This window comes from Candidatus Hydrogenedentota bacterium, from assembly GCA_035450225.1.
Lineage (GTDB): Bacteria > Hydrogenedentota > Hydrogenedentia > Hydrogenedentales > SLHB01 > DSVR01.
Genome location: DAOTMJ010000062.1, coordinates 1 through 19,689, shown reverse-complemented (window position 1 = coordinate 19,689; position 19,689 = coordinate 1). Strand labels below are relative to the sequence as shown.

14 protein-coding genes are annotated in these 19,689 nt (G+C 56.9%); 5 read left to right on the top strand and 9 right to left on the bottom strand.

Annotated elements, in window-relative coordinates; genetic code table 11:
- Positions 1–530: 530 nt before the first annotated feature.
- Positions 531–797: an AbrB/MazE/SpoVT family DNA-binding domain-containing protein gene (locus P5540_18620; GenBank protein ID HRT66832.1), complete on the top strand. Its 267-nt coding sequence runs from the start codon at positions 531–533 to the stop codon at positions 795–797.
- Complete coding sequence (locus P5540_18615) at positions 794–1,198, top strand: putative toxin-antitoxin system toxin component, PIN family (GenBank protein HRT66831.1); 405 nt, start codon at positions 794–796, stop codon at positions 1,196–1,198. Before P5540_18620 ends, P5540_18615 begins: the two co-directional genes overlap by 4 nt.
- Positions 1,199–1,313: 115 nt before the next feature.
- On the opposite strand, the gene P5540_18610 is transcribed toward P5540_18615, so the two are convergent.
- The 4 genes from P5540_18610 to P5540_18595 form a co-directional block, all read right to left on the bottom strand.
- Positions 1,314–2,276 (bottom strand): hypothetical protein, encoded by a 963-nt coding sequence (locus P5540_18610; protein ID HRT66830.1) that lies wholly within the window; start codon positions 2,274–2,276, stop codon positions 1,314–1,316.
- A gap of 30 nt (positions 2,277–2,306) precedes the next feature.
- A complete protein-coding gene (locus P5540_18605; GenBank protein ID HRT66829.1) occupies positions 2,307–2,468 on the bottom strand; it encodes a hypothetical protein in 162 nt (53 codons plus the stop codon).
- 55 nt (positions 2,469–2,523) lie between these two features.
- On the bottom strand, positions 2,524–3,978 hold the full coding sequence (locus P5540_18600; protein HRT66828.1) for a carboxypeptidase regulatory-like domain-containing protein: 1,455 nt from the start codon (positions 3,976–3,978) through the stop codon (positions 2,524–2,526).
- 84 nt (positions 3,979–4,062) lie between these two features.
- Positions 4,063–7,215, bottom strand: a complete 3,153-nt coding sequence (locus P5540_18595; protein ID HRT66827.1) for an SMP-30/gluconolactonase/LRE family protein — start codon at positions 7,213–7,215, stop codon at positions 4,063–4,065.
- 534 nt (positions 7,216–7,749) lie between these two features.
- Between P5540_18595 and P5540_18590 the strand changes: the two genes are divergently transcribed.
- Positions 7,750–9,429, top strand: a complete 1,680-nt coding sequence (locus P5540_18590) for a helicase-associated domain-containing protein (GenBank protein ID HRT66826.1) — start codon at positions 7,750–7,752, stop codon at positions 9,427–9,429.
- Positions 9,430–9,445: 16 nt separating this feature from the next.
- Here P5540_18590 and P5540_18585 read toward each other — a convergent pair whose 3' ends face one another.
- Positions 9,446–10,921 carry a metallophosphoesterase gene (locus P5540_18585; GenBank protein ID HRT66825.1) on the bottom strand — a complete coding sequence of 492 codons (1,476 nt, stop codon included), beginning with the start codon at positions 10,919–10,921 and terminating at the stop codon, positions 9,446–9,448.
- Between the two features lie 119 nt (positions 10,922–11,040).
- Here P5540_18585 and P5540_18580 point away from each other — a divergent pair, with 119 nt between their 5' ends.
- Positions 11,041–12,348, top strand: a complete 1,308-nt coding sequence (locus P5540_18580) for an NAD(P)/FAD-dependent oxidoreductase (GenBank protein ID HRT66824.1) — start codon at positions 11,041–11,043, stop codon at positions 12,346–12,348.
- A gap of 53 nt (positions 12,349–12,401) precedes the next feature.
- Here the strand turns inward: P5540_18580 and P5540_18575 are convergent, their stop codons facing one another.
- Genes P5540_18575 through P5540_18560 form a run of 4 tightly spaced genes read right to left on the bottom strand, consistent with a single transcriptional unit; the run spans position 12,402 to position 16,826 of the window.
- A complete protein-coding gene (locus tag P5540_18575; protein HRT66823.1) occupies positions 12,402–13,313 on the bottom strand; it encodes a HEAT repeat domain-containing protein in 912 nt (303 codons plus the stop codon).
- 27 nt (positions 13,314–13,340) lie between these two features.
- Positions 13,341–15,785: a hypothetical protein gene (locus P5540_18570; GenBank protein ID HRT66822.1), complete on the bottom strand. Its 2,445-nt coding sequence runs from the start codon at positions 15,783–15,785 to the stop codon at positions 13,341–13,343.
- Between the two features lie 31 nt (positions 15,786–15,816).
- Positions 15,817–16,413, bottom strand: a complete 597-nt coding sequence (locus P5540_18565) for a type II secretion system protein (GenBank protein HRT66821.1) — start codon at positions 16,411–16,413, stop codon at positions 15,817–15,819.
- 11 nt (positions 16,414–16,424) lie between these two features.
- A complete protein-coding gene (locus P5540_18560) occupies positions 16,425–16,826 on the bottom strand; it encodes a type II secretion system protein (protein ID HRT66820.1) in 402 nt (133 codons plus the stop codon).
- 1,059 nt (positions 16,827–17,885) lie between these two features.
- Between P5540_18560 and P5540_18555 the strand changes: the two genes are divergently transcribed.
- Positions 17,886–19,541 carry a CHASE4 domain-containing protein gene (locus P5540_18555; protein ID HRT66819.1) on the top strand — a complete coding sequence of 552 codons (1,656 nt, stop codon included), beginning with the start codon at positions 17,886–17,888 and terminating at the stop codon, positions 19,539–19,541.
- The last annotated feature ends 148 nt before the right edge of the window (positions 19,542–19,689 follow it).

Below are 19,689 nucleotides of genomic sequence, written 5' to 3'. Positions count from 1 at the left end.
TATTATGGTTTTTTACAATTCTTTTTGACAGCAATGATTTTGGACAGCACTGATATTGGATATTGAAAGATTCTGGCGTTCATCCTACGCCGGACAAGGCATTCTAAAAGTCCGAAGGCGCACGGAGCCTTCTCATCCCAATAAAGGCTCCCCGGGCAAACGCATCCGTCGAAACTTGCATCGAATCTACAAAGCGCGAGATCCTAAACTACTTCATGTGCTTTGGTTTGGAGCAACTCGATTACATTCTCTCTCTGCATGGTTAAAGCATTATCATCTCGCGAGGCCACACAGGGGCGTGGGGATGAAGAACGAAGTCCTCGATGAGACATTCTCGCCTCAGACCGAAGGCGTCGTTCGATATAGACAACAACTCGGAGGCATCCTCAAGAGCTACTACAGGGAGGCGGCATAGATCCTTTTCCGATCAGGAATCGGCAATGGATGTCGGTTTTTTGTTGCGACCTCAACTTGACTCGGCATAAGGACAGCCGGTATAATCTTATTGGTAAGATTAGAAGGAGCTATGCATGAGTCAGACCATCGCAACAACGAAGATGAGTTCCAGGGGGCAGGTGGTTATCCCGGAGTCGATTCGTGACCGCTTGCGGCTTGGTCCCGGTGTCCAATTCGCGGTGTTTGCACAAGGGGACGTAGTTATGTTCAAGGTCATCAATCCCCCATCAGCGGACGAATTCGCGCGTCTGAAACGGGAGCTTCAACGCCAGGTTCGTCAAGGCGGTCTCAAACAGTCAGATATCCCCAAGGCCATTTCCAAAGTGCGCGGCAGCCGGTGAGGATAGTCGTTGATACGAATGTTCTGATCTCGGGAGCATTCTACATGGGGTCATCGTCTCGTATTCTGGACGCGTGCGTACGGGGCGAATTGCAGATCCTTCTTTCACCCGAAATTATTGACGAATATGTTCGCGTAGGAGAAGAATTCACGACGAAGCGCCCCAATATGCCCTTCGCTCGCTTTCTCGATATATTGATAAGCACGGCGGTACTCGTGCAAGCACCGCCGTTGCCGGAACCGGTCTGCGAAGATCCGGACGATGACAAGTTCATCGCATGTGCACTGGCCGGAAACGCCAAGGTGATCACGAGTGGCGACAAACACCTCTTGTCGGTCTCTGGCTACGCCGGGATTGAAGTCCTACGCCCGAGGCGTTTCGAAGACGAATACTTGAGTTGAGGGCAACGTCTTTATTTTCGCACCCCCAATTCGCGAAGTGAATCACCACTTGGCCCAAAGTGAGCCCGAAGGACGTCCCGAACGTCTGCCCCACAGACTTTGATGTTTTTCCCCCTTACGACCGGGACGAGATACAGGCGGCGGACGGCTCGTGCATGCTCTCGCGGAAGTCGCGTCGCCAATGCGCGGCCAGATCGTCGGGCGATCCTTTGAACCAATAGATCTTTCCGCGAATTGCCCGTTTCGCGTGCGGTGGAATGCCACCGATGTTCACGATGGCATGCAGGCAATCGGCGGGATGATGGTCGGTCACATGGGACGCGCCCTCCCAGTAGATGCCGCAGACCCATGTCTTGCCGGAATCCGTGCGCGCTATCAGGCCGTTGTCTATCGGATCGAGCATGATCGCGCGATACGGCCCGACTTCCTTCATCGCATCGAGGTTGCCGCCGGTACGTTCTTTATCAAAGACAAGACCGGACGGGGTGCGTGCGCCGACGGTTTCCGGCACAGCCGGCAGCGTTGCCCATTGGCCGTTGCGCATTACCTGCGTCAGGCTCGTTTTTACCGCCTTATCCTTTTCCGTGACATTCCACAGGTCGAATTCGCTGAAGGCCGGCGTCTCGGCAATCGCCCGGCGCCACTCCTGATTGGTCACGCCTCCCATTCGGAAACATTGCTGCACGCCGTAGTACCGGTTGAGTCCCGAATCGAGAGTTTCGACCATCCAAAGCAGTTCCACGCCGTCATCCACGGGCGCGAGATAATAGGTCCAACGTTGTTTCACCCATTCCATATCGCCGATATCGAGCGAGAATGATTTCACGCCGCGTTTGCGCGCGAACGCCTTTTCGGATGGTGCGATCTTCTTTGGTTCGATGCCCGCGTCCGCCGGATTTTCTGGGATTTCACCCCAAATCATCGGTGTATGCTCGTGAAAGCGGTAGCCAATTCGGTTGCCCGGGTGCAGTCGGTTCGTGAACGACGCGTAGCCGTTGCCGTCGTGGATCTCGATGGCGATGGGTGAATCCGCCTCGCTCATGGCCATACCGGACAACAATACGATCGCCAACATCATTTCCTCCCCGCCGTATTATCGCGGTCGGTATCAGTACTGAATAAGCGCCGCCTGCGGGCGTTTGGTCATCGTAATCGCCAAACCCGATTCCATGTGTTCACGTCCGGTTGCCTCGCGCGCTTCGGTCGCGTCCATGTCCCGAAAGATGTAGCGGGCATCCGTTTCAAGGCACGGAACAAGATCCGACACCATACCCCTTGTCTCATGCGTTTGTAGCGCGAAGAAAGCCTTATTTGGCATTTCTGATTCAGGGTGTATCGAAGGGAATCGCGCTTTTTATTCGCCGTTCCCTTCGCGATGCGCAGCACGCGAGGCCCAACGCGGCAATCGCCAGCATGAAACCGCCTCCGGGAGGCTTTGGCGGACCGCCCAAGGTCGCGGCGGCGCCCTTTCCAAAACAGCCGGGAGGCTCTCCTTCGCCTTCGCCCTCTCCCTCGCCGGTTACCGGCTGCAGGGCGATGGAAACCGGCGCCACCGCGCCAGCCGTCACGGTTGCGGTTTGGGTCTTGGAAAGATAGCCGGTCGCTTCGACGGTAATGGAATAGGATCCTGCCGGCAGGGACGTGAAGATGGCTATGCCGTTGAAGTCCGTGCGCTGCTGGAGCAGGGCGAAATTCAGCCGAAGCGTTGCGTTGCGGATCGGCAGCGACGTACCGGAGTCCGAAACGACACAGGACAGCGCGCCGGTAAGCAGGTTGCCGCTCAGGTCGCCGACCGACAGCAGATAGGTCGTGTCGGCGCCGTAGGCGGTGTCGGGCATGTTCGTGACGCGGACGAGATAGAAACCGGTTATGTCCACATCCCACAACAGATAGGAACTGTTGTCGTCCCCGCCGCCGTTGTCGTCCTCTTCGAGGAGCGTGGTTCCGTCGGACCGGTACAACTGGATGTAGGTGTCGGCGCCGGGGGCCAACTGGCGCGTCCGTATGACGACCTTGTTTCCGGCTTCGACATGGAATAGCGCCCAATCCTCGTCGCCCGGCTTGCTGAAATTATGCTCCTGTTCCGTCCCGCCGAATCCAATCCACGACGCCGTGTCGAACGTGTCGTCGGGTTCGTAGATGTCGGGTTCCACATAATCGCCGAGTTGCCGGACGGACGACTCCCGGGGCAGTGAGACGTTGCCTTCCTTGTCCATCGCGTAAGCGGTAATCTGATAGGCGCCCCTTTCCGAAAATCCGTCGAAAACCTTTTCATACCGGTTGCCGCCCATCGGGTCGAGCTCCAAGATTGTTTCCGGGGAATTGCCTGCCCCGCAGCCGTATTCGATGTAGCCGGGCGGTGTGATAATGACCCATACGGATTCGATCACGCCGGTACTGCTGACATCGGAAACCCAGATGGTGGCGGAAGTTTGCCCGCCGTTCTTGGCCATCTTGCCGCCGCCGAGAACCTGCTCCTCGCAAATAGCCCCGATCATGGGTTCGTCGCCCGCCAGCAAAATCCCCATGCCAATGTTGAACGTTCGGGCCAGTGCGCCGTCCGTGCGCGTGTCGTATACGCCGTCGCCGTTGTCGTCCAATTGCGGTTTGCGCGCATTCTTGCCAAAGCGCACCGCGTTGGCGGCGTGCTGGTATGCGTTGCGCACATGGGCGCCGTTGAGGATCTGCCTCCAGAAAAACTGGGAGAACGACAGGCCGCTTTGGATGGAAAATGCGGCGGACGCGTCCGCCTGCGTGCTTGAGACGACGATACGCGCCATTTGCGTTCCGGCGGCGAGGAAGGGAAGGAAACTGCCCGACGCGCAGGCATCGTAGATAACGACGACAGGCCCCGGCAGCGTGGCCTAGAGCGTGTCGAGCCAGATGTTCAGCGAAGCGGCCAGCAAAGTTTCGCCGCTGTTCAATTCAAAACGTCCGGCGCCGCCCGCGCCTATCATGTAAAGGACGAGATCCTGGGTTTCCTGCGCGGCCCATGTTTTTAGGGACGATTCGAGGCCGCCGAGCGACGGCGCGGCGTCCACGCCGGTCGAGACGGCTCTCGGGCTGAAAAACCGGATGTCGTCGTCCGTATAGCCCTGAAAACGCAGGGTTTCATAGGCCAGCGTCGTGTTCTGGTCTATGATGTCGGCGGGTGCATCGGCGCGTTCGGCGCCGCCCACGATGATCGCGCGCCGCCGCAAGGGAGTGTCCACCGATACCGACGTAATCTTGGGCGTGGACACGTTCAACGAGCGGTCTTGGGCATATACGGCGATCTGATAGGTGCCCGGCGTGGTAAATCCGTCGTAGCGGCCTTCATAGACGCCCGGCGTCTCCGTCGGCCACATAATCGTCGTCGGCATGTCGAGCACGGCCTTGCCGGACGTCTGCGCCTGGGTGGGATTGAAAGGCGCCCGGATAACCGCCCAGACCTTCGCGGTATCTTCTTCGGGCGTCACATCGGACACCATGAAAGAGGCCGAGGCGGTTCCGCTGATGATCTGGCCGGAAGAGACTTGCCCGATCGCAGGCTTGTCCGAAGAAAGATCCGTTCCGCCGAGCCAGACGGCATTGGCCGCCGACAAGTCGGCGGTTCCATTGGCTTGGCCGTCGGCGTTGGCGTCAAGCATCGGCACTTGCAGCGGCACCGACGGTTGAAGGCTTTCGCTTGCTATCCGAAACGCCTCGCCCACGCTTTGTCCATTGAAAATTTCGCTCCAGAAGAAACTCGAAAACGACACGCTGCCGAGTCCGAGGAAATAGGCTGGTTGTTCCGGCGGGGTGCTCGTGACCAGGATACGATTGGCAGGGCCGTTCTTGGCCAGCAACTCGACAAAAGACCCGGAATGGCATGCATCAATCACGACCGTGACCGGTCCGTTTACGACATTCTGGGCGTTTGCCAGCATCGCGACAAAATCCGCGGCGGCCAGCGTTTCCGTTTCGCTCAGGCGGAACGTGCCCACTCCCCCGTGATCCACCAGGTAAACCACCAGGCTGTCCGAGTCCGAAGCCCATTGCGTCATTGCCGATGCCAGATTGTCCCGCGTCACGGCGGCGTTCACGTCGTCGGCTACGCCGTTATTGTCGAGATCCAGACCGAGATCGGAGGACAAATAATAAATGGTGGACTTGTCGTATCCCTGATAAGTCAGCGTGCGGTAGGCAAAATTCGCGCAAAGTTCCGTTGTGTCCCACAATTGATTGCCGGGAAAGGGTCCGCCGCCCGCCACAATGACCGCCTTGACATTCGCGGCCTGTGTTATCGCGCGGAAACGCTGCAGGCGGTTATTCAGATAATCCGCGACGAGGACCCGATCGTTATCCAAGGCAAGCACATCCCATGGACCGGACAGCAGACCCGGGCTATGGCCGAATCCGCCCCATTCCGCCACGAAGGTTCCGTCCGTCGTGAACCGCTGAATCCGGTTGTTGCCCTCGTCGGCCACGAACACCTCGCCTCCTGGTCCCACTTCGACCGTCCTCGGATTCGATAACTGGCCGGGGCCGTTTCCTTCACTTCCCCACTGGGCCACGAATACGCCGTTGGAGGTGAGTTTTTGGATTCGATGGTTGCCGCTGTCCGCGACATAGAGATGTCCGCCCGCAAAAGTAAGGCCACGGGGATACCTGAACTGGCCGGGACCGGAACCTTCCAGACCGAAACGCCCGAGATAGTTGCCGTTCGCGGTAAATTTCTGGATGCGATGGTTGAGTTCATCCGAGGCGTAGACGTTGCCGGCGGGATCCACGCAAATATACAGGCTTGCCAGGAATTGGCCTTCCCCGCCCCCCGAACCGCCGAACTCAATCTGGAATGTCCCGTCCATGCCGTAGCGCCGGATGCGCTGATCCTGCCGGTCGGCCACATACACATAGCCCTGCGAGGCAATGGCGATGTCGAACGGTTTGGCCGTCGCGCCCGGTTCGTCCGGCGCCGGTCCCCAGATGGCGTTGAAGCGTCCGTCGGCGTCCAGCCGCTGAATGCGCGCGTTGCCGATATCCGCAACGTAGATGTTGCCCGTCGTGTCCTTCGCAAGCGCCACCGGCCCGTTGTACTCGTTCGGTCCCGTAAGTTGGCTGCCCCACGTCGCCATGTGCGCGCCGTCGGGTGAAAACACATGAACATAATCATGCCGGCCCCGATCCGTCATGAAGATCTGGCCGTTCGGCGCCACGGCGATGCCGTCCGGAATATCAAATTCGCCGCGCCCGTAACCCTGCCGGCCCCACGCCGTCACAAAGGCGCCCGACGTGTCGAATTTCTGCACGCGGCACTGTCCTTCATCCGTCACATAGACATAACCTTGGGCGTCCACGGCCACGTCCGTCGGAGTGAGGAACTGGCCGTTGTCGCTCCCTTCCGTGCCCCAAACCGCCACAAAAGAGCCGTCCTTGGCAAGCACCTGGACCCGGTGATTGCCGTATTCCGCCACGTATATCCTGCCGGAAGCATCGAGTGCGATGCCGTCGGGCCTGTCGAACTGCCGGTTGCCCGACCCCCGCGCGCCCCACGAGTCCACCAGCGTGCCGTTGGAATCAAAGACCGCAATCCGGTGGTTCAACGTGTCCGCCACATAGATTGTCCCAAAGGCGTCCACCGCAATGCCTTCGGGATGGGCCAGCACACCGCCGCCCCATTCGGCGATAAAAACACCCGACGCCGTAAACCGGAGCACGCGGCTGTTGCCCCGGTCCGCCACGAGCACATGGCCGTTCGAATCCACCGCGAGGCCGGCGGGTTCATCGAACTGGCCGGCGCCCGTCCCTTCCGTACCCCATGCCGTGATAAATTCGCCGCGGGACGAAAATTTCTGTACCCGATGGTTTCGGGCATCAGCGACATAGACGGCGCCCAATGGATCGCAGGCAACCGCATACGGACTGTTGAAATACCACGGCTGCCGCAGGGTCGGCCACATCCGCTCGAATCGGTAGGATATCTCCGCCCCCGAAACTCCGCACAGAGCCATTCCCGCCAGAACGGCCCACACGACAATTCCCGCTTGTTTCTTCATGACCGCGCATACCCTTTCCCGTACGAAACGTGTTTCGCTCCCTCCGTTTTGTCGCCATGCCCCGCCACGATAATTTCCTCGTTCCAATTGATAATACCACATTTTTCTCAAAAATGTTGGAATCGCGTCGAAAGCCGGGCAAACGCACCCGAAGCGGCCAGCCGGCGTTTTACGGAACTTGAGAGTACCGTGTTCACGGAGTCGTGGAGGTCTCGGAATGTAACGCCGATTTCCAAATCGGCTTGCTGAAACACGACATGCCGATTTGGAAATCGGCGCTACAAAGTGGACATTTTCAATTTCAACAGAAGATCTCGTTGCCTGATCCGACATGAAATTGCCTGGAAATGCCAATCTTCATGAAAATTCTTATCCTTTTATCTCAAGAAATCCGTACTCTCAAGTACGGAAGCTTCAAAGGGAAAAGAACGCAAAGGACGAACGGCCAAGAGGCCGTCGGAATCACTCATTGACATAGGTATATAGCGCGTATAGGAATGAAGCCGGGGCGTGTTTATGCTACACTTCCGGCTTATGACCCAAGACGCATATAAACCCATGATCGTGCAGTCGGACCGTTCCATTCTTCTGGAAACGGACAATCCGGCGTTCGAGGACGCACGCGACGCGTTGTCGGTCTTCGCGGAATTGCTGAAATCCCCGGAGCACATCCACACCTACCGCGTGACCCCGCTTTCGCTCTGGAACGCGGCAGCGTCTGGCATGAAAGCCTCGGCCATCATCGAGAACCTCCGACGGTTCAGCAAGTACGAGGTTCCGCAGAACGTCATTGCGGACGTCGAGGACAACATCGCCCGGTACGGCCAGCTCAAGTTGTTCAAGGACGAGAAGGGCCGTCTGATCCTCGAATCCCAGAACACGCTGCTCATCACGGAACTGCTGAATCAGCGGTCGTTGCAACCCTTCATCACCGGATCGCCCGATCGCACGCGGATCTTCGTCAAGCCCGAAGATCGCGGCAATGTGAAATGCGCGCTGATCAAACTGGGTTTTCCCGTCGAGGATTTGGCTGGATACGTGGCCGGCTCCCCCCTCGAACTGGCCCTGCGGGAAAGGGCGCTGGGCGGTTATCCATTTTCCCTGCGCCGCTACCAGATCGAGTCGGTGGAGGCGTTTCACATGCGGGGATCCAACTACGGCGGAAGCGGGGTGGTCGTGCTGCCGTGCGGGGCGGGCAAGACGATCGTCGGCATTGGCGTCATTCATGCCTTGCAAACGCACACGCTTATCCTGACCACCAACACGGTCGCGCTCCGGCAATGGCGCAACGAACTGCTTGACAAGACCACCCTGACGGCGGATCAGATCGGCGAATACAGCGGCGACCTCAAGGAAATCAAGCCGGTCACGATTGCCACCTACCAAATCCTGACGTATCGCAAGGCCAAGGACAGCCCCTTTGTCCATTTCGGCCTGTTCGACGAAGGCAATTGGGGACTGATCATCTACGACGAGGTCCACTTGCTGCCCGCCCCGGTGTTCCGCGCGACGGCCACGCTGCAGGCGCGGCGGCGGTTGGGCCTGACGGCCACGCTGGTGCGCGAGGACGCGCGCGAGGACGACGTTTTCAGCCTTATCGGCCCGAAGAAGTACGATGTTCCCTGGAAGGTCCTCGAAAAACAGGGCTGGATTGCACAGGCCGTTTGCACCGAGTTGCGTGTGCGGCTGCCCGAGGAGGAACGCTTCCGCTACGCCATCGCGAATAAGCGCGACAAGTTCCGCATCGCCTCGACGAACCCCGTCAAGGAGGCTTTGTGCGAGGAACTCATCGAGCGCCATCGCGACGACAATGTCCTCGTAATCGGCCAATACCTCGACCAGCTCAAGCTGCTCACGAAACGCTTCAAGGCGCCGCTGATTACCGGACGCACATCAACGAAGGAACGGGAACGCCTCTATGGCGCGTTTCGCAACGGCGAAATCAAATTGCTGATCGTGTCGAAGGTGGCGAATTTCGCCATAGACCTTCCCGACGCCAACGTCGCCATCCAGGTGTCCGGCACATTCGGGTCGCGCCAGGAAGAGGCCCAGCGCCTGGGACGCATCCTCCGCCCGAAGGCCAACGGAAGCGTTGCGCGGTTCTATTCGCTCGTGTCGAAAGATACCTGCGACCAGGATTACAGCGTCAAGCGCCAGTTATTTCTCACCGAGCAGGGATACCGGTACGAAATCATGAACGCCGAAGCGTACTGAGGCTCGGCGTTGGATTTTATTCGCCCATACTGCCGTTGCTTCCGGCGGCATGGGCCGTGCCCAGCATTTCGACTTCGGCGTCAATCGTCTTGCCGTCCTTCGTGAGGCCCTCCACATAGGCCGTCACGGCGTCGGTGAACGAGAAATCGCACGGTTCGACGGGCGGAAGGACGGCGTTCTTGTCCATGACTTTCAGAAACCGGGTTTCCCATTCGAGTTTGGGCATCGCGATGCTATAGGACTTGCCCGGCTTGAGGCCCGTGCGGAAGCCCCATTCGGATCGGGCGCCGCCGGGAACGATTGTCGCCTTGAAACCGGCCCATTGCGAAATGCCCTTTCCTTCCCGCAACAAACCCAGCATATAGGCCTGAATCTGCGCGCCGGTAAGGCGGGTCTTGATCAGTTCGTGTCCGCGCTGGCCGCCCGTCGCGAAGATCGCGTTCACGTCAATATCGCCCTTGGGCAACGGACTGCGCATGATCTGGCCGGTATTGCAGAAGGCGATGTCCGTGCCGGCGCGTTTCCGTATCGCCACGGCGGCGAGCTTGGCCATGCCGTCCGCCGTGACCGGTTTCGACGCATGCCCGACGACGCGCGCCGCCTCGGGACAGAGTTCTTGTTCGCGCGCGGCAATCCAGTCCCGCATCGCGTTGTCGCACGGAACGGCCGCGCCGTTCATCTCGACGACTTCGCCCTCGAAAGAGACGATTTTCTTCGCATCGAGGTCCACGGCCAGTTCAAGACGCCCGACGTGCCGCGCATACATGCCGGCCTGCACGATGAGGGCGCCCGTCTTTTTCGCGACCACGGGTTTTTTCAGCAACTCGTGCGTGTGCGCCGAAACGAACACATCCACTTCCGGCGCGCGTTCACTCAATTCCTCCGCCGCTTTCGAGCCGAGATGACACAACGCGACCTGGATGTGCGATTCCAGCTTGAGACGCCCGGCCTCCCGCTCAAGCGCCTCGGCCGTCTGGTCTGTGTTCATCAGCGGGTAGGTCTTGGGCAGGGTCATGCCGATGACGGCCACCTTGACGCCTTGCACATCGAATATCTTGGAGGCCGGAAAAAGCAGGGCGCCGTCCTTGTCGGTCCAGTTGATGCAGAGCAGCGGCACGTGCGGCATGCGCGCCTGGCATTCACGTATATACTCGATGCCGTGTTTGGCTTCGTGATTGCCGATGGTAACGGCATCGTAGCGGATGCGGTCCATGGCCTCGTAGGTAAGAAGGCTTTTCGATGCAAACGCGGCCATGTCGCCTTTTTCGGTCACGTCGCCCGCATCGAGCAGCAACACGTCCGGACGTTCGGCCCTGGCCTTGGCGACATATCCGGCCACATACGGAAGGCCGCCCACCCCTTCGTAGCCCGTCCGGACATGATCGTGGACGTCGTTCGTGTGCAGGATAAGCAGCGACGCCGTTTCGCCCGCCGCGGACCACGCCGCCAGCGCCATAAGCCCAAGCAGCCAACTCGTGTACCGGTTTCGCATGTTGGTCTCTCCCGTTCCATCCGTAAAGGCGGCATTATTCTATGTCCCGCCCCAAACCGTCAACATTTCGACAAGTTGCGACGCCGTCGCGTTTTGGCGCATAACGGTTTCCGATGAACATGGATGCAAACGGCGAATACGATGTCGCAATCATCGGCGCGGGGCTGGCCGGCCTGTCGGCCGGGGCGCTGCTGGCGAAACGCGGCTGGCGGGTGTTGCTGCTGGAGCGATCGAGCCGCGTGGGCGGACGCGCCTCGTATATCGAGCGCGACGGTATTGTCTTTGAGTACGGGCAGCATTCGCACCGCTTGGGCCCGGATGGAATGGCCGCCCGGGTCTTCCGCGAACTGGGCGAGACCATCCGTTGGGCCGAACCGGCGAACGCCCGCGCATACCTCTATCGCGACGGCCGGCTCTATCCGCGTCCGGAAGGCCCCCTCGGCTTTTTGCGATCGCGCCTGATGTCCCTTCCCGCCCGTCTTGCGTTTCTACGGGTGTACAGGCGGCTGTTGGGCGAAAATCCGGACCTGTGGTACGGCGCAACGCTGATGGACTGGTATCGTGAGCGGTTTCGCAATCCGGAAGTCGGTCGGTTTCTGTCTTTTCTCGGATTGACGGTCATGCTGCCCTATCCGGACCGCGTTTCGGCGGGAGAGGTCATCCACTTTCTGAAGCGCGCGGCCGCAGCCCCAGTCAAACAGGGGGAACCGCTGGGCGGCATGACGCAAACCCTCGGCACGCTCGAGCGCGTTTTTACCCGGCAGGGCGGCCTGCTGCATCGCGCCGAGCGCGTTCATGCCATCGAAATCGAAAACGGCGCGACGACCGGCGTGCGCACCGATCGCGCGCGCTACCGGGCGGCGCGGGTTGTCACGGCCTTTCCGCTGTTCCAGTTGTTCGATCTGGTCTCGGATGAGCATTTCGCGCCGGATTTTGTGCGTTACGTCCGACAGATCCGGCCGTCCCGGGGTGTCAGCATTGATTTTGTGTTCGACGAATCCTCGGCGCCCCCTCCCGGCAGCATGCTCGGTGTGGATTTGCCGCTATGGGTCAAACTGCGCAGCAACAACGCCCCCGGCATGGCCCCGGATGGGCAATGCGTCTCCACATGGGGGTTGCTGCTGCCGCCGGATGCCGAAGCAACCGCCCGCGAGGCGGATCGGGCGGAAGCAACCATCAAGCGCATCATGGGGGAGGTCTTCCTTGGTCTTCCGGGCAAAGTCCGCGAGGAACGCCGCCTGCTCATCCCTGTGGTCAATGGCAATATGCTGACACCCGCCCAATCCTATCCCAACCGGCCGGATATCGTCTCGCGCGATGTGCGCGGGCTTTTTTTCATCGGCGACACGACCCGCGGCGAAGGCTGCAGCGGCGATATCGCCTTTTCGTCGGCGCTCAAGCTCGCCGAACACCTGGGAACCCCTTGACGAAAAGGGGTTCCCAGGCGTGTTTTTCTTCATCACTATTTTTTCTTTTTCTTTTATTCGTCGTGTGACGCTGTTGCCTTGTCAATATCTTCTTGGGTAACCAACAACGTCAACTTGGCTGGATCAATGGCATTTTCGACACTGGCGCTTTTGACATTCCAGAATTCTTTCCACTGCTCGACTGTGTCAAGATTAGCTGCCGCGCTATCGGAAGCCCAGATATCCTGCAATGCGGACTTGGAAGCGTTTCGCAATTGCGGATCCGAACTTTCCATGCCTTTCAGAAGGACCGGTGTTGCCGTTTTATGGCCACATACACCCAAGGCGCGTGCGGCTCGGAAGCGCACCGATTGTTCCAGATCGATTGTGCCATCCGCGATGGTCTCAACATCATCCGCGTCTTTGTATGTGGCCAGCAATTCAAGCACCGTCGCCCTGATGGCCGGATCTGGATTAATGGTGAAGCGAGAGAGAACATCCTTGGCGTTATCAGCATCAAGTTCCACCAGCACCCGTAAAAGTTCCGGCGCAACAGTGCCTTTCGTATACGGAAGACTGGCATCTATATACTGGAAGACAGGCAATTCCTTGTTCAGATCGGCAAGTTTTCGGCGTGCGTCGTTCCGCTTCGCCTCGTCATCCGACCACAACGGACTCATCGCCGCGCGAACACGGTCTCGTTCTTCTTCCGTCATGCCCGTACGGACTTCCAATGCAATTTTCTGTTGTTTGGCCAGCGCTTCGGTTACCTGTGACTCGTCGCCAGTCTTCGAGTTGCTTTCGACACGTGAAACAAGACTGGTGCTGAAGGACAGCTTTCGCGTAACAATATCGATCATGATTGTCTCACTGTCGGGATAAGACACCACGCCATCCAGATACGAGCCATCCGAGAAATGGACCGTGTCGGCAAATACCCATGGCGTGACACACAACATGGCTGCCAAAATCAAGTGTTTTTTCATGATTCGCTCTCCTTTTGCTTTTCTCGTCTATCGTTGATACACCGAACGGGCGAAAACCACCTGGGTCGGATCCACGATGTTCAAGAAAGCGGTTACACGCTTGTCGTAATACACTTCAATGCCGCCATAGTAGGGGGAACTCGTAGAGGTATGTGCGTTGTCCGTTGACAACAATCCAAGGTCAGCGCAAACGATACCACCACGAATCCACAACTTTCCGTACATCTGCGACTTGTGCCGTCCGTTGCTTCGTATTACCCCGAAGATACTATTGTTTGTATACAGCAATCCATCGAACCGGAACGGTGAATAATTGACAGACTCGTTGGCGACTGAAGGATTGGCGCGGCGGTAGGCTTCGTCGTCATACCAGATTTTACGCAGGGTGCTTTCACTAATCCACCCGTTCTTAGGGGCAAGGCTCATCACAGTGGCATTAGTTCCCATAAAATAAGTATCCGAAGGGTTCGTGGACAACGCAGTAACGCCCGGACTGGCATAATTTACCACGTGCTCAATGAGATCAGGGGCGGTACTACTCGTCACGCGGTACATATAGATTCCGGCATCGTCACGGAGCTTGTAATACCGGGGGGTATAATTTGGAATATAATAGTTGGGGTTATGGTCGGCACTTCCCGGCGGTGCCCATTTCTGGTACTCCATGCGATTGAACAGCATGAGTTCCGACGTGGTAAAGCTGCATTGGCTTTCCGGCTGAACCTTCACGGTGTGCGTCTTATTGTTGGAGTCCTTGTAGGTGTATGTGCTCGTGACAGTGCCGGCTCCCGCCGGAACAACGCCGGGATCCACCACGCTGGGATCCATGTAACCGACGTTCGTGGTTTTACCGTTGCTCATGGTGGCCGTCGCGACGGCCTGGTCCACGCGCGTAAATTTTCCCTGCCATACACCTGTATCTACCGAATCAATATAGCCGGTTCCGCTTTTTGTTGCTACGTAGTTGTTCTTCGCGCGTCTCGTCGTATAGTCGCCCATCAATATATTTCCGCCCGCCTCAAGCGCAAACGCGTTTTCCGTCCCATCGGCCGCTTCGCCGAATTTGCCGGGAGCATCCGCATAGGTTACATCACCGACAACGTATACATTGCCCCTAACCTGAAGGGCGCCATATCCCTTGACGACTCCCTTGATTACGACGTCCCCATTTACGGCTACATTTTTGTCAATGACGATTGGATTGCTTTCGGTGCCCACGAGGATCAGGTTTCCATCGTATTTACCATTGGCTAATTGGGTCATCGTGGTGGAATCGGCGCTGGTGGGCAATGTCGCGCCGTCATAGGCACCGTCAGGTGGCACGCCAACGGCGATACCACCCGTTATGGATCCATTGGCCGTATTCATTGTCTTTACGAATTCGGCGGTATCCACAACTCGATTATTGTTCTCATCCGGAAACGGCGGAGGAAATGTCTCTGGCAAAGGACCGTCTGTCATCTTGGCAGTTTCCTTGGGATAATTCAGATACAGGTTGGCGAATTGCTCGGGCGATCCATTGGAAACAGCGGCATTCGTCAGCGCAACGCTAGTCATCGCACCCGTACTCGAATTCTGAGTGATTTTACCGTTTGTGCTGCTGAACGCATAGGCGCCGAACTTTCCGCTAGTGAAAGCGGCCGTAATCCCGCTAGCACTCAACAAATTGCCATTCTTGTCGTATACGTTGCCACGCGTGTACCAGCTGCCTGCGTTAAGCGAATCAGCTTCGTTGGTACGGATCAACAATGATTCAAGTGCGGCCACTTTGATGCGATCAGAAGTGCCGTATGCGCGTTCCGCATTGGTCTTCATGACGATGTCGCCATTGCTGGCCAGTTTATACATGTCCATGTTCAAAAATTGCGCATGGCATAAAATACAGTTGATATTGTTGGCCAGCACGGCAAACTGGAATCCCGCAAAGGGTGCTCCGGAAATCTTTACTGTCTGCGTAATGCTCTTGGTTTGTGGCTCGGGGCCGGTGATGACCTGGGCTGTGGCCACCAGTGTCAGTATCACACTCGATGTCTCGTCGCACCGCGCAATTTCCAGGCCGGTGATCACCGCGCCGTTCGGCAATAGGCGCGTGTTGTCTTGGGAATAAATAACAGCCGGTGGATTGAGTGAAATGGTTCCGTCGCCATTGTAGTCCCGTTGAACACCGTTGAGAACCTCGTTATTTCCGACGATGTTATTGATAAACAGGCGATAGGACGCCAGATTGCCTGTGGTATTGCCATTACCCACGATGTACTGGTTCCAGACGCGTTCGATGGCCATGTCTACGGCTGCCTTGCACGCCTCATCCAAAATAACGTCGTTGTTGGCGCGATTGGTAAATTGGGCCGAAGTGTGGACCATAACCATTACTATTGCCACAGCACCGGAAACCATGATAACCGCCATCAACGCCACTAGGAGCGCCATCCCTTCCCGATTATTATTGAGTCGTTGTATTGGAAAGTGCATGAGGCTGCCCTCCTTTCCCAAATTGCCTGCTCTAGTTCTGAAGATAAACACTGCTGCTGGCAGTGGCCCAGACAAGATCACGGCGGCGAGTATTTGCAACACAGGCCGAGGTAACCGTTATTGTGAGGACATCGTTGGCGGCATTCAGTGAAAATTGCACATTGGCTAAATCGTTGATTCCACCCACTACCCGCTGTGGAACGCCGGCTTGGGCTCGCATGATACAACGGGTAAGCGCGCCGTCGCCGTTGGTGTCTTCATTTGCATCCAGCAAGCCGTTCCCATTCGCATCCTCGTTGACAAAAGTATATGTAATCGGTTGTGAATATGAGGTGCCAAGGTTGTCTGCTGGCACTTGAAATCGTACAGAAGAAGCGCTCAGTAGGGTAAGGGGCTGAAGCGGGGGATTCAGGCTGGAATTCGTTTGTTTTGAGGCTTGTTCAAGTTCGGCGTTCAAGGCAACCAAAACGTCCCGCACACCCCCCTGTGCACGTGCCTTCGTTGTCGAGATTGCCACTCCCGCATTCATCGAATTTATCACCGTAATGGTCAGAACCCCCAAGATGGAAAGAAGGGCAATGGACATAGTGGTTTCCAAAAGCGTGAATCCATACATGCGTCGCTTCATTGAATTCATCCTCACTGATCCGTAATTGCCGTTGACAAGTTCACGTTCGTTGCATGCCCTTGCAGATCCTGCCATGCTATTGTCACATTCGGCACAAGCGGGTTGGCCGCAGGGTCCTCGTATGAAATAGTAAGGGTCGAATTCCTGAGCTGGGCCGGTCCGGCTGATTGACCGGGAGGAAACTGGGCAACCACAGCGGCCAATCCAGCCGCCCGTGCATTGCGCATCTGATTCAGAATTGCACGGCACTGGTTGATGGCCACCACCCGCTGATTTTGCATATCCATCACCGCGTAATATGTTATGAGACTCTGGGCCGACACAGCAATGGTCACGGTGAAAATGGCCATTGCCATGGTAATTTCCAGAAGGCTGAAACCTTCTTTAAATCTTTTCTGCTTTTTGTTGCTCATTCTATGTGTTCATCCTTATCCATGCTTGCCACCATACACCTAAGCAAGATTCATGCCTTTTAGAATATCAGGGCATTGAAATCAAAATTATCCGATTGTAACCGCCCTCTCCTCCGCATGACAACCGCGAACTTCAAATGTAAGTCCTTTTGTAACAATAACTAACTCATGGCTCTAATGATTTGGCGATCTTGAATCGGGCGTTAATCATCTACGAGTGAATGAACGATACTGGACTATGGTTTTAACAAAAAGACAACATTTAGATGCCGAAAAATGGTCACATTCCGCATTCTTAAAAAGACAGGCCTTACTTCCAGCTCTTTTCAAGTCGCACCTGCAAAAAAAGTACATTTCGACAGATTGAACTATAATCACTATTTTAACCGTTCACCGCCTTGATGTATAGTGTAACGCATTATGTTGAGGATGTAAAGAAAAAAAGTTGCTATTTTGCGGCTTAATTCTATATATTGTGCTTATGGACATTCAGCCTCACAATATATTGGGTCTGAATCTGAAGGAGGTAGATTTCAAGACCTATTTGGAGCGGCAGTTATGGGCACTGGTGCAGTGGCAGGCGCAAAAGATTGTGATGCCGGAGAAGCGGGTGGCAGAACTGCAAAAGAGAACGCGGAACTGAGTGTGACTTTCGGCGAGCCGGTTGCGCTGTAGATTGTGAAAGTTGACGGATGGCGTGGTCCGGTCATCTCAATCGGGTTGGTGAATGGTTTGGCGAGGGGGCACAACGCGGCTGAGTGTGATTTGCGGCGAGCAACGCAACGATTGTTGTCAGTTCAGTCCGATTATTCTTATACTCGTTTTACTTTCTTTGTGCATTGCCCATGTAGGGTACATAGAAATGTTGAACTAGGAAATTATATTTTTGTCCGATTCATTACGGCGGGTTTGCCCTAGAGGTTTTTCACCGATATGTCTTTATGCAAGAAAGCAGCCATGTTTACGCTTCTTATTGTCGTCTTTCATTTGTCATTGTACTTTTTGGTTCAACACGGCGTGCTCCTGCCAAGTTTTCGTGCACTGGAACGCCAAGAAAGTATGGAAGATGCAACGCGGGTCATGGCTTTGCTCCAGCGCGAGATTTATTATCTGGATTCACTCTGCCTGGACTGGGCATGGTGGGATGACACATACGATTATACGAAGAGCGGTGATGCGAATTATGAAGAGTCGAATCTAACGGATACCAGCTTTACCGACAATAAATTGAATCTTATCTTCATATTGGACATAGACGGAAAAGTGAAATTTGGCCGGATCTGTGAATTCGGCCATAAGAATAATGGCATTCACGATTTGTCGCTTCCGGAGTTTCCCAAGGGGCAATGGCCTTCCACGCACCCATTGTTACAACACAACGAATCCCAGCGTAAGATAACAGGCCTACTTCGCACGAGCCGGGGCGCCATGATGGTTGCCGCGCGGCCCATTCTAACCTCGAACAATCTCGGGCCTGTTCGCGGCACGCTGGTCATGGGGCGGTTCTGCGACGCGAAAACCGCCGCGGCCCTGGGCGAAACGGCCCGCGTTCCGGTCCGGTTGGAACTCTTGCCCGAGACCCCGGTAGCCGGCATGATGATCGAGCGCGCCGATTCGCCGCGCGCCTTTGCCTTCGCGGAAGAATCCGATCGATTGCTGCGGGTTTCGACCATCGTGCCCGACATTCAGGGCAAGCCGCTGCTGCGGCTGCACATAACGACAGACCGGAATATCATGCGCAAGGGGCAAAACGTCATGGACATGACGCTCTGGGCGATGGGATTCACGGGACTCGCGGTGTTCATCGCAGTGCTGATCTTTTTACAGCGATCGGTGCTCGGCCCGCTGATGGGCCTGACGCGGCACGTGGCGCGCGTCGGAAGGGAAAAGGATCTCGTTCATGTTGACCTGCCGCCCCGGAACGACGAGATCGGCTCGCTGGCGACGGAATTCAACCGGATGGTGCAGCGGATTCAGGACGACCGCGCGGAACGGGAACGGGCGGAAGCCGATCTGCGGGTCATGCAGGAGCGTGTCCTGCGCGCGGAACACCTTGCGACGCTAGGCGAAATGGGCGCGTCCGTCGCCCATGAGATGCGCAATCCCCTGGCCGGCCTCAGCGCGGCGCTACAAGTGTTGCGGGGCGAACTCGCGGAAAACGACTCCCGCCGGGAAGTCATGGAAGAAGCGCTGGCCCAGATTCGCCGCATGGATCATATCATCGGCCAGTTGCTCCTGTTCGCAAGGCCATGGGAACCGTGCAAGGCGCCGGTGGATTTGCGCGCGCTGGCGGAAAAGATCTCCGGCGAGGCCGCCAATGCGCATGCTTTCGCCGGAATCCGGATCGTCGTGGAAGGCGACGGGACTGTCATGGCCCCCGTGGACGCCGCGCTCGTAGGGCAGATCATGCACAATCTCATGTCGAACGCGGCGGATGCGATTCGCGCGGCCGCGCCGGACGTTCCCATGATGCGGTGGACATTCAGGGAAACGGCCGACAGCGTGGCGTTGATCCTGCATGACAACGGCGGCGGTCTCGCACCGGACGCCCGCTCCAACCTGTTCCGTCCCTTTTTCACGACGAAGACCCATGGAACCGGCCTCGGCCTTGCCATTTGCCGCAGAATCGTCGAGGCGCACGGCGGAACGATTTCCATCGAGGGCGGGAACGGCCATGGGACAACGGCAACCGTTTCATTCCCGAAGGGACTTTAATGAAATCGGACATTGTGGCCCCATCGGATTTCACCCGGATACTCAAAAGATTGAGAGTACCGTGTTCTCGGAGTCGTGAACGTTTCGGAATGCAACGCCGATTTCCAAATCGGCTTGCTGAAACACGACATGCCGATTTGGAAATCGG

Coding starts and splice junctions, on each gene's coding strand:
- P5540_18620 (HRT66832.1), top strand. CDS start 531: ATGAGTCAGACCATCGCAACAACGAAGATGAGTTCCAGGGGGCAGGTG.
- P5540_18610 (HRT66830.1), bottom strand. CDS start 2,276: ATGATGTTGGCGATCGTATTGTTGTCCGGTATGGCCATGAGCGAGGCG.
- P5540_18605 (HRT66829.1), bottom strand. CDS start 2,468: ATGGTGTCGGATCTTGTTCCGTGCCTTGAAACGGATGCCCGCTACATC.
- P5540_18600 (HRT66828.1), bottom strand. CDS start 3,978: ATGGCGCGTATCGTCGTCTCAAGCACGCAGGCGGACGCGTCCGCCGCA.
- P5540_18595 (HRT66827.1), bottom strand. CDS start 7,215: ATGAAGAAACAAGCGGGAATTGTCGTGTGGGCCGTTCTGGCGGGAATG.
- P5540_18590 (HRT66826.1), top strand. CDS start 7,750: ATGACCCAAGACGCATATAAACCCATGATCGTGCAGTCGGACCGTTCC.
- P5540_18585 (HRT66825.1), bottom strand. CDS start 10,921: ATGCGAAACCGGTACACGAGTTGGCTGCTTGGGCTTATGGCGCTGGCG.
- P5540_18580 (HRT66824.1), top strand. CDS start 11,041: ATGGATGCAAACGGCGAATACGATGTCGCAATCATCGGCGCGGGGCTG.
- P5540_18575 (HRT66823.1), bottom strand. CDS start 13,313: ATGAAAAAACACTTGATTTTGGCAGCCATGTTGTGTGTCACGCCATGG.
- P5540_18570 (HRT66822.1), bottom strand. CDS start 15,785: ATGCACTTTCCAATACAACGACTCAATAATAATCGGGAAGGGATGGCG.
- P5540_18565 (HRT66821.1), bottom strand. CDS start 16,413: ATGAAGCGACGCATGTATGGATTCACGCTTTTGGAAACCACTATGTCC.
- P5540_18560 (HRT66820.1), bottom strand. CDS start 16,826: ATGAGCAACAAAAAGCAGAAAAGATTTAAAGAAGGTTTCAGCCTTCTG.
- P5540_18555 (HRT66819.1), top strand. CDS start 17,886: ATGGAAGATGCAACGCGGGTCATGGCTTTGCTCCAGCGCGAGATTTAT.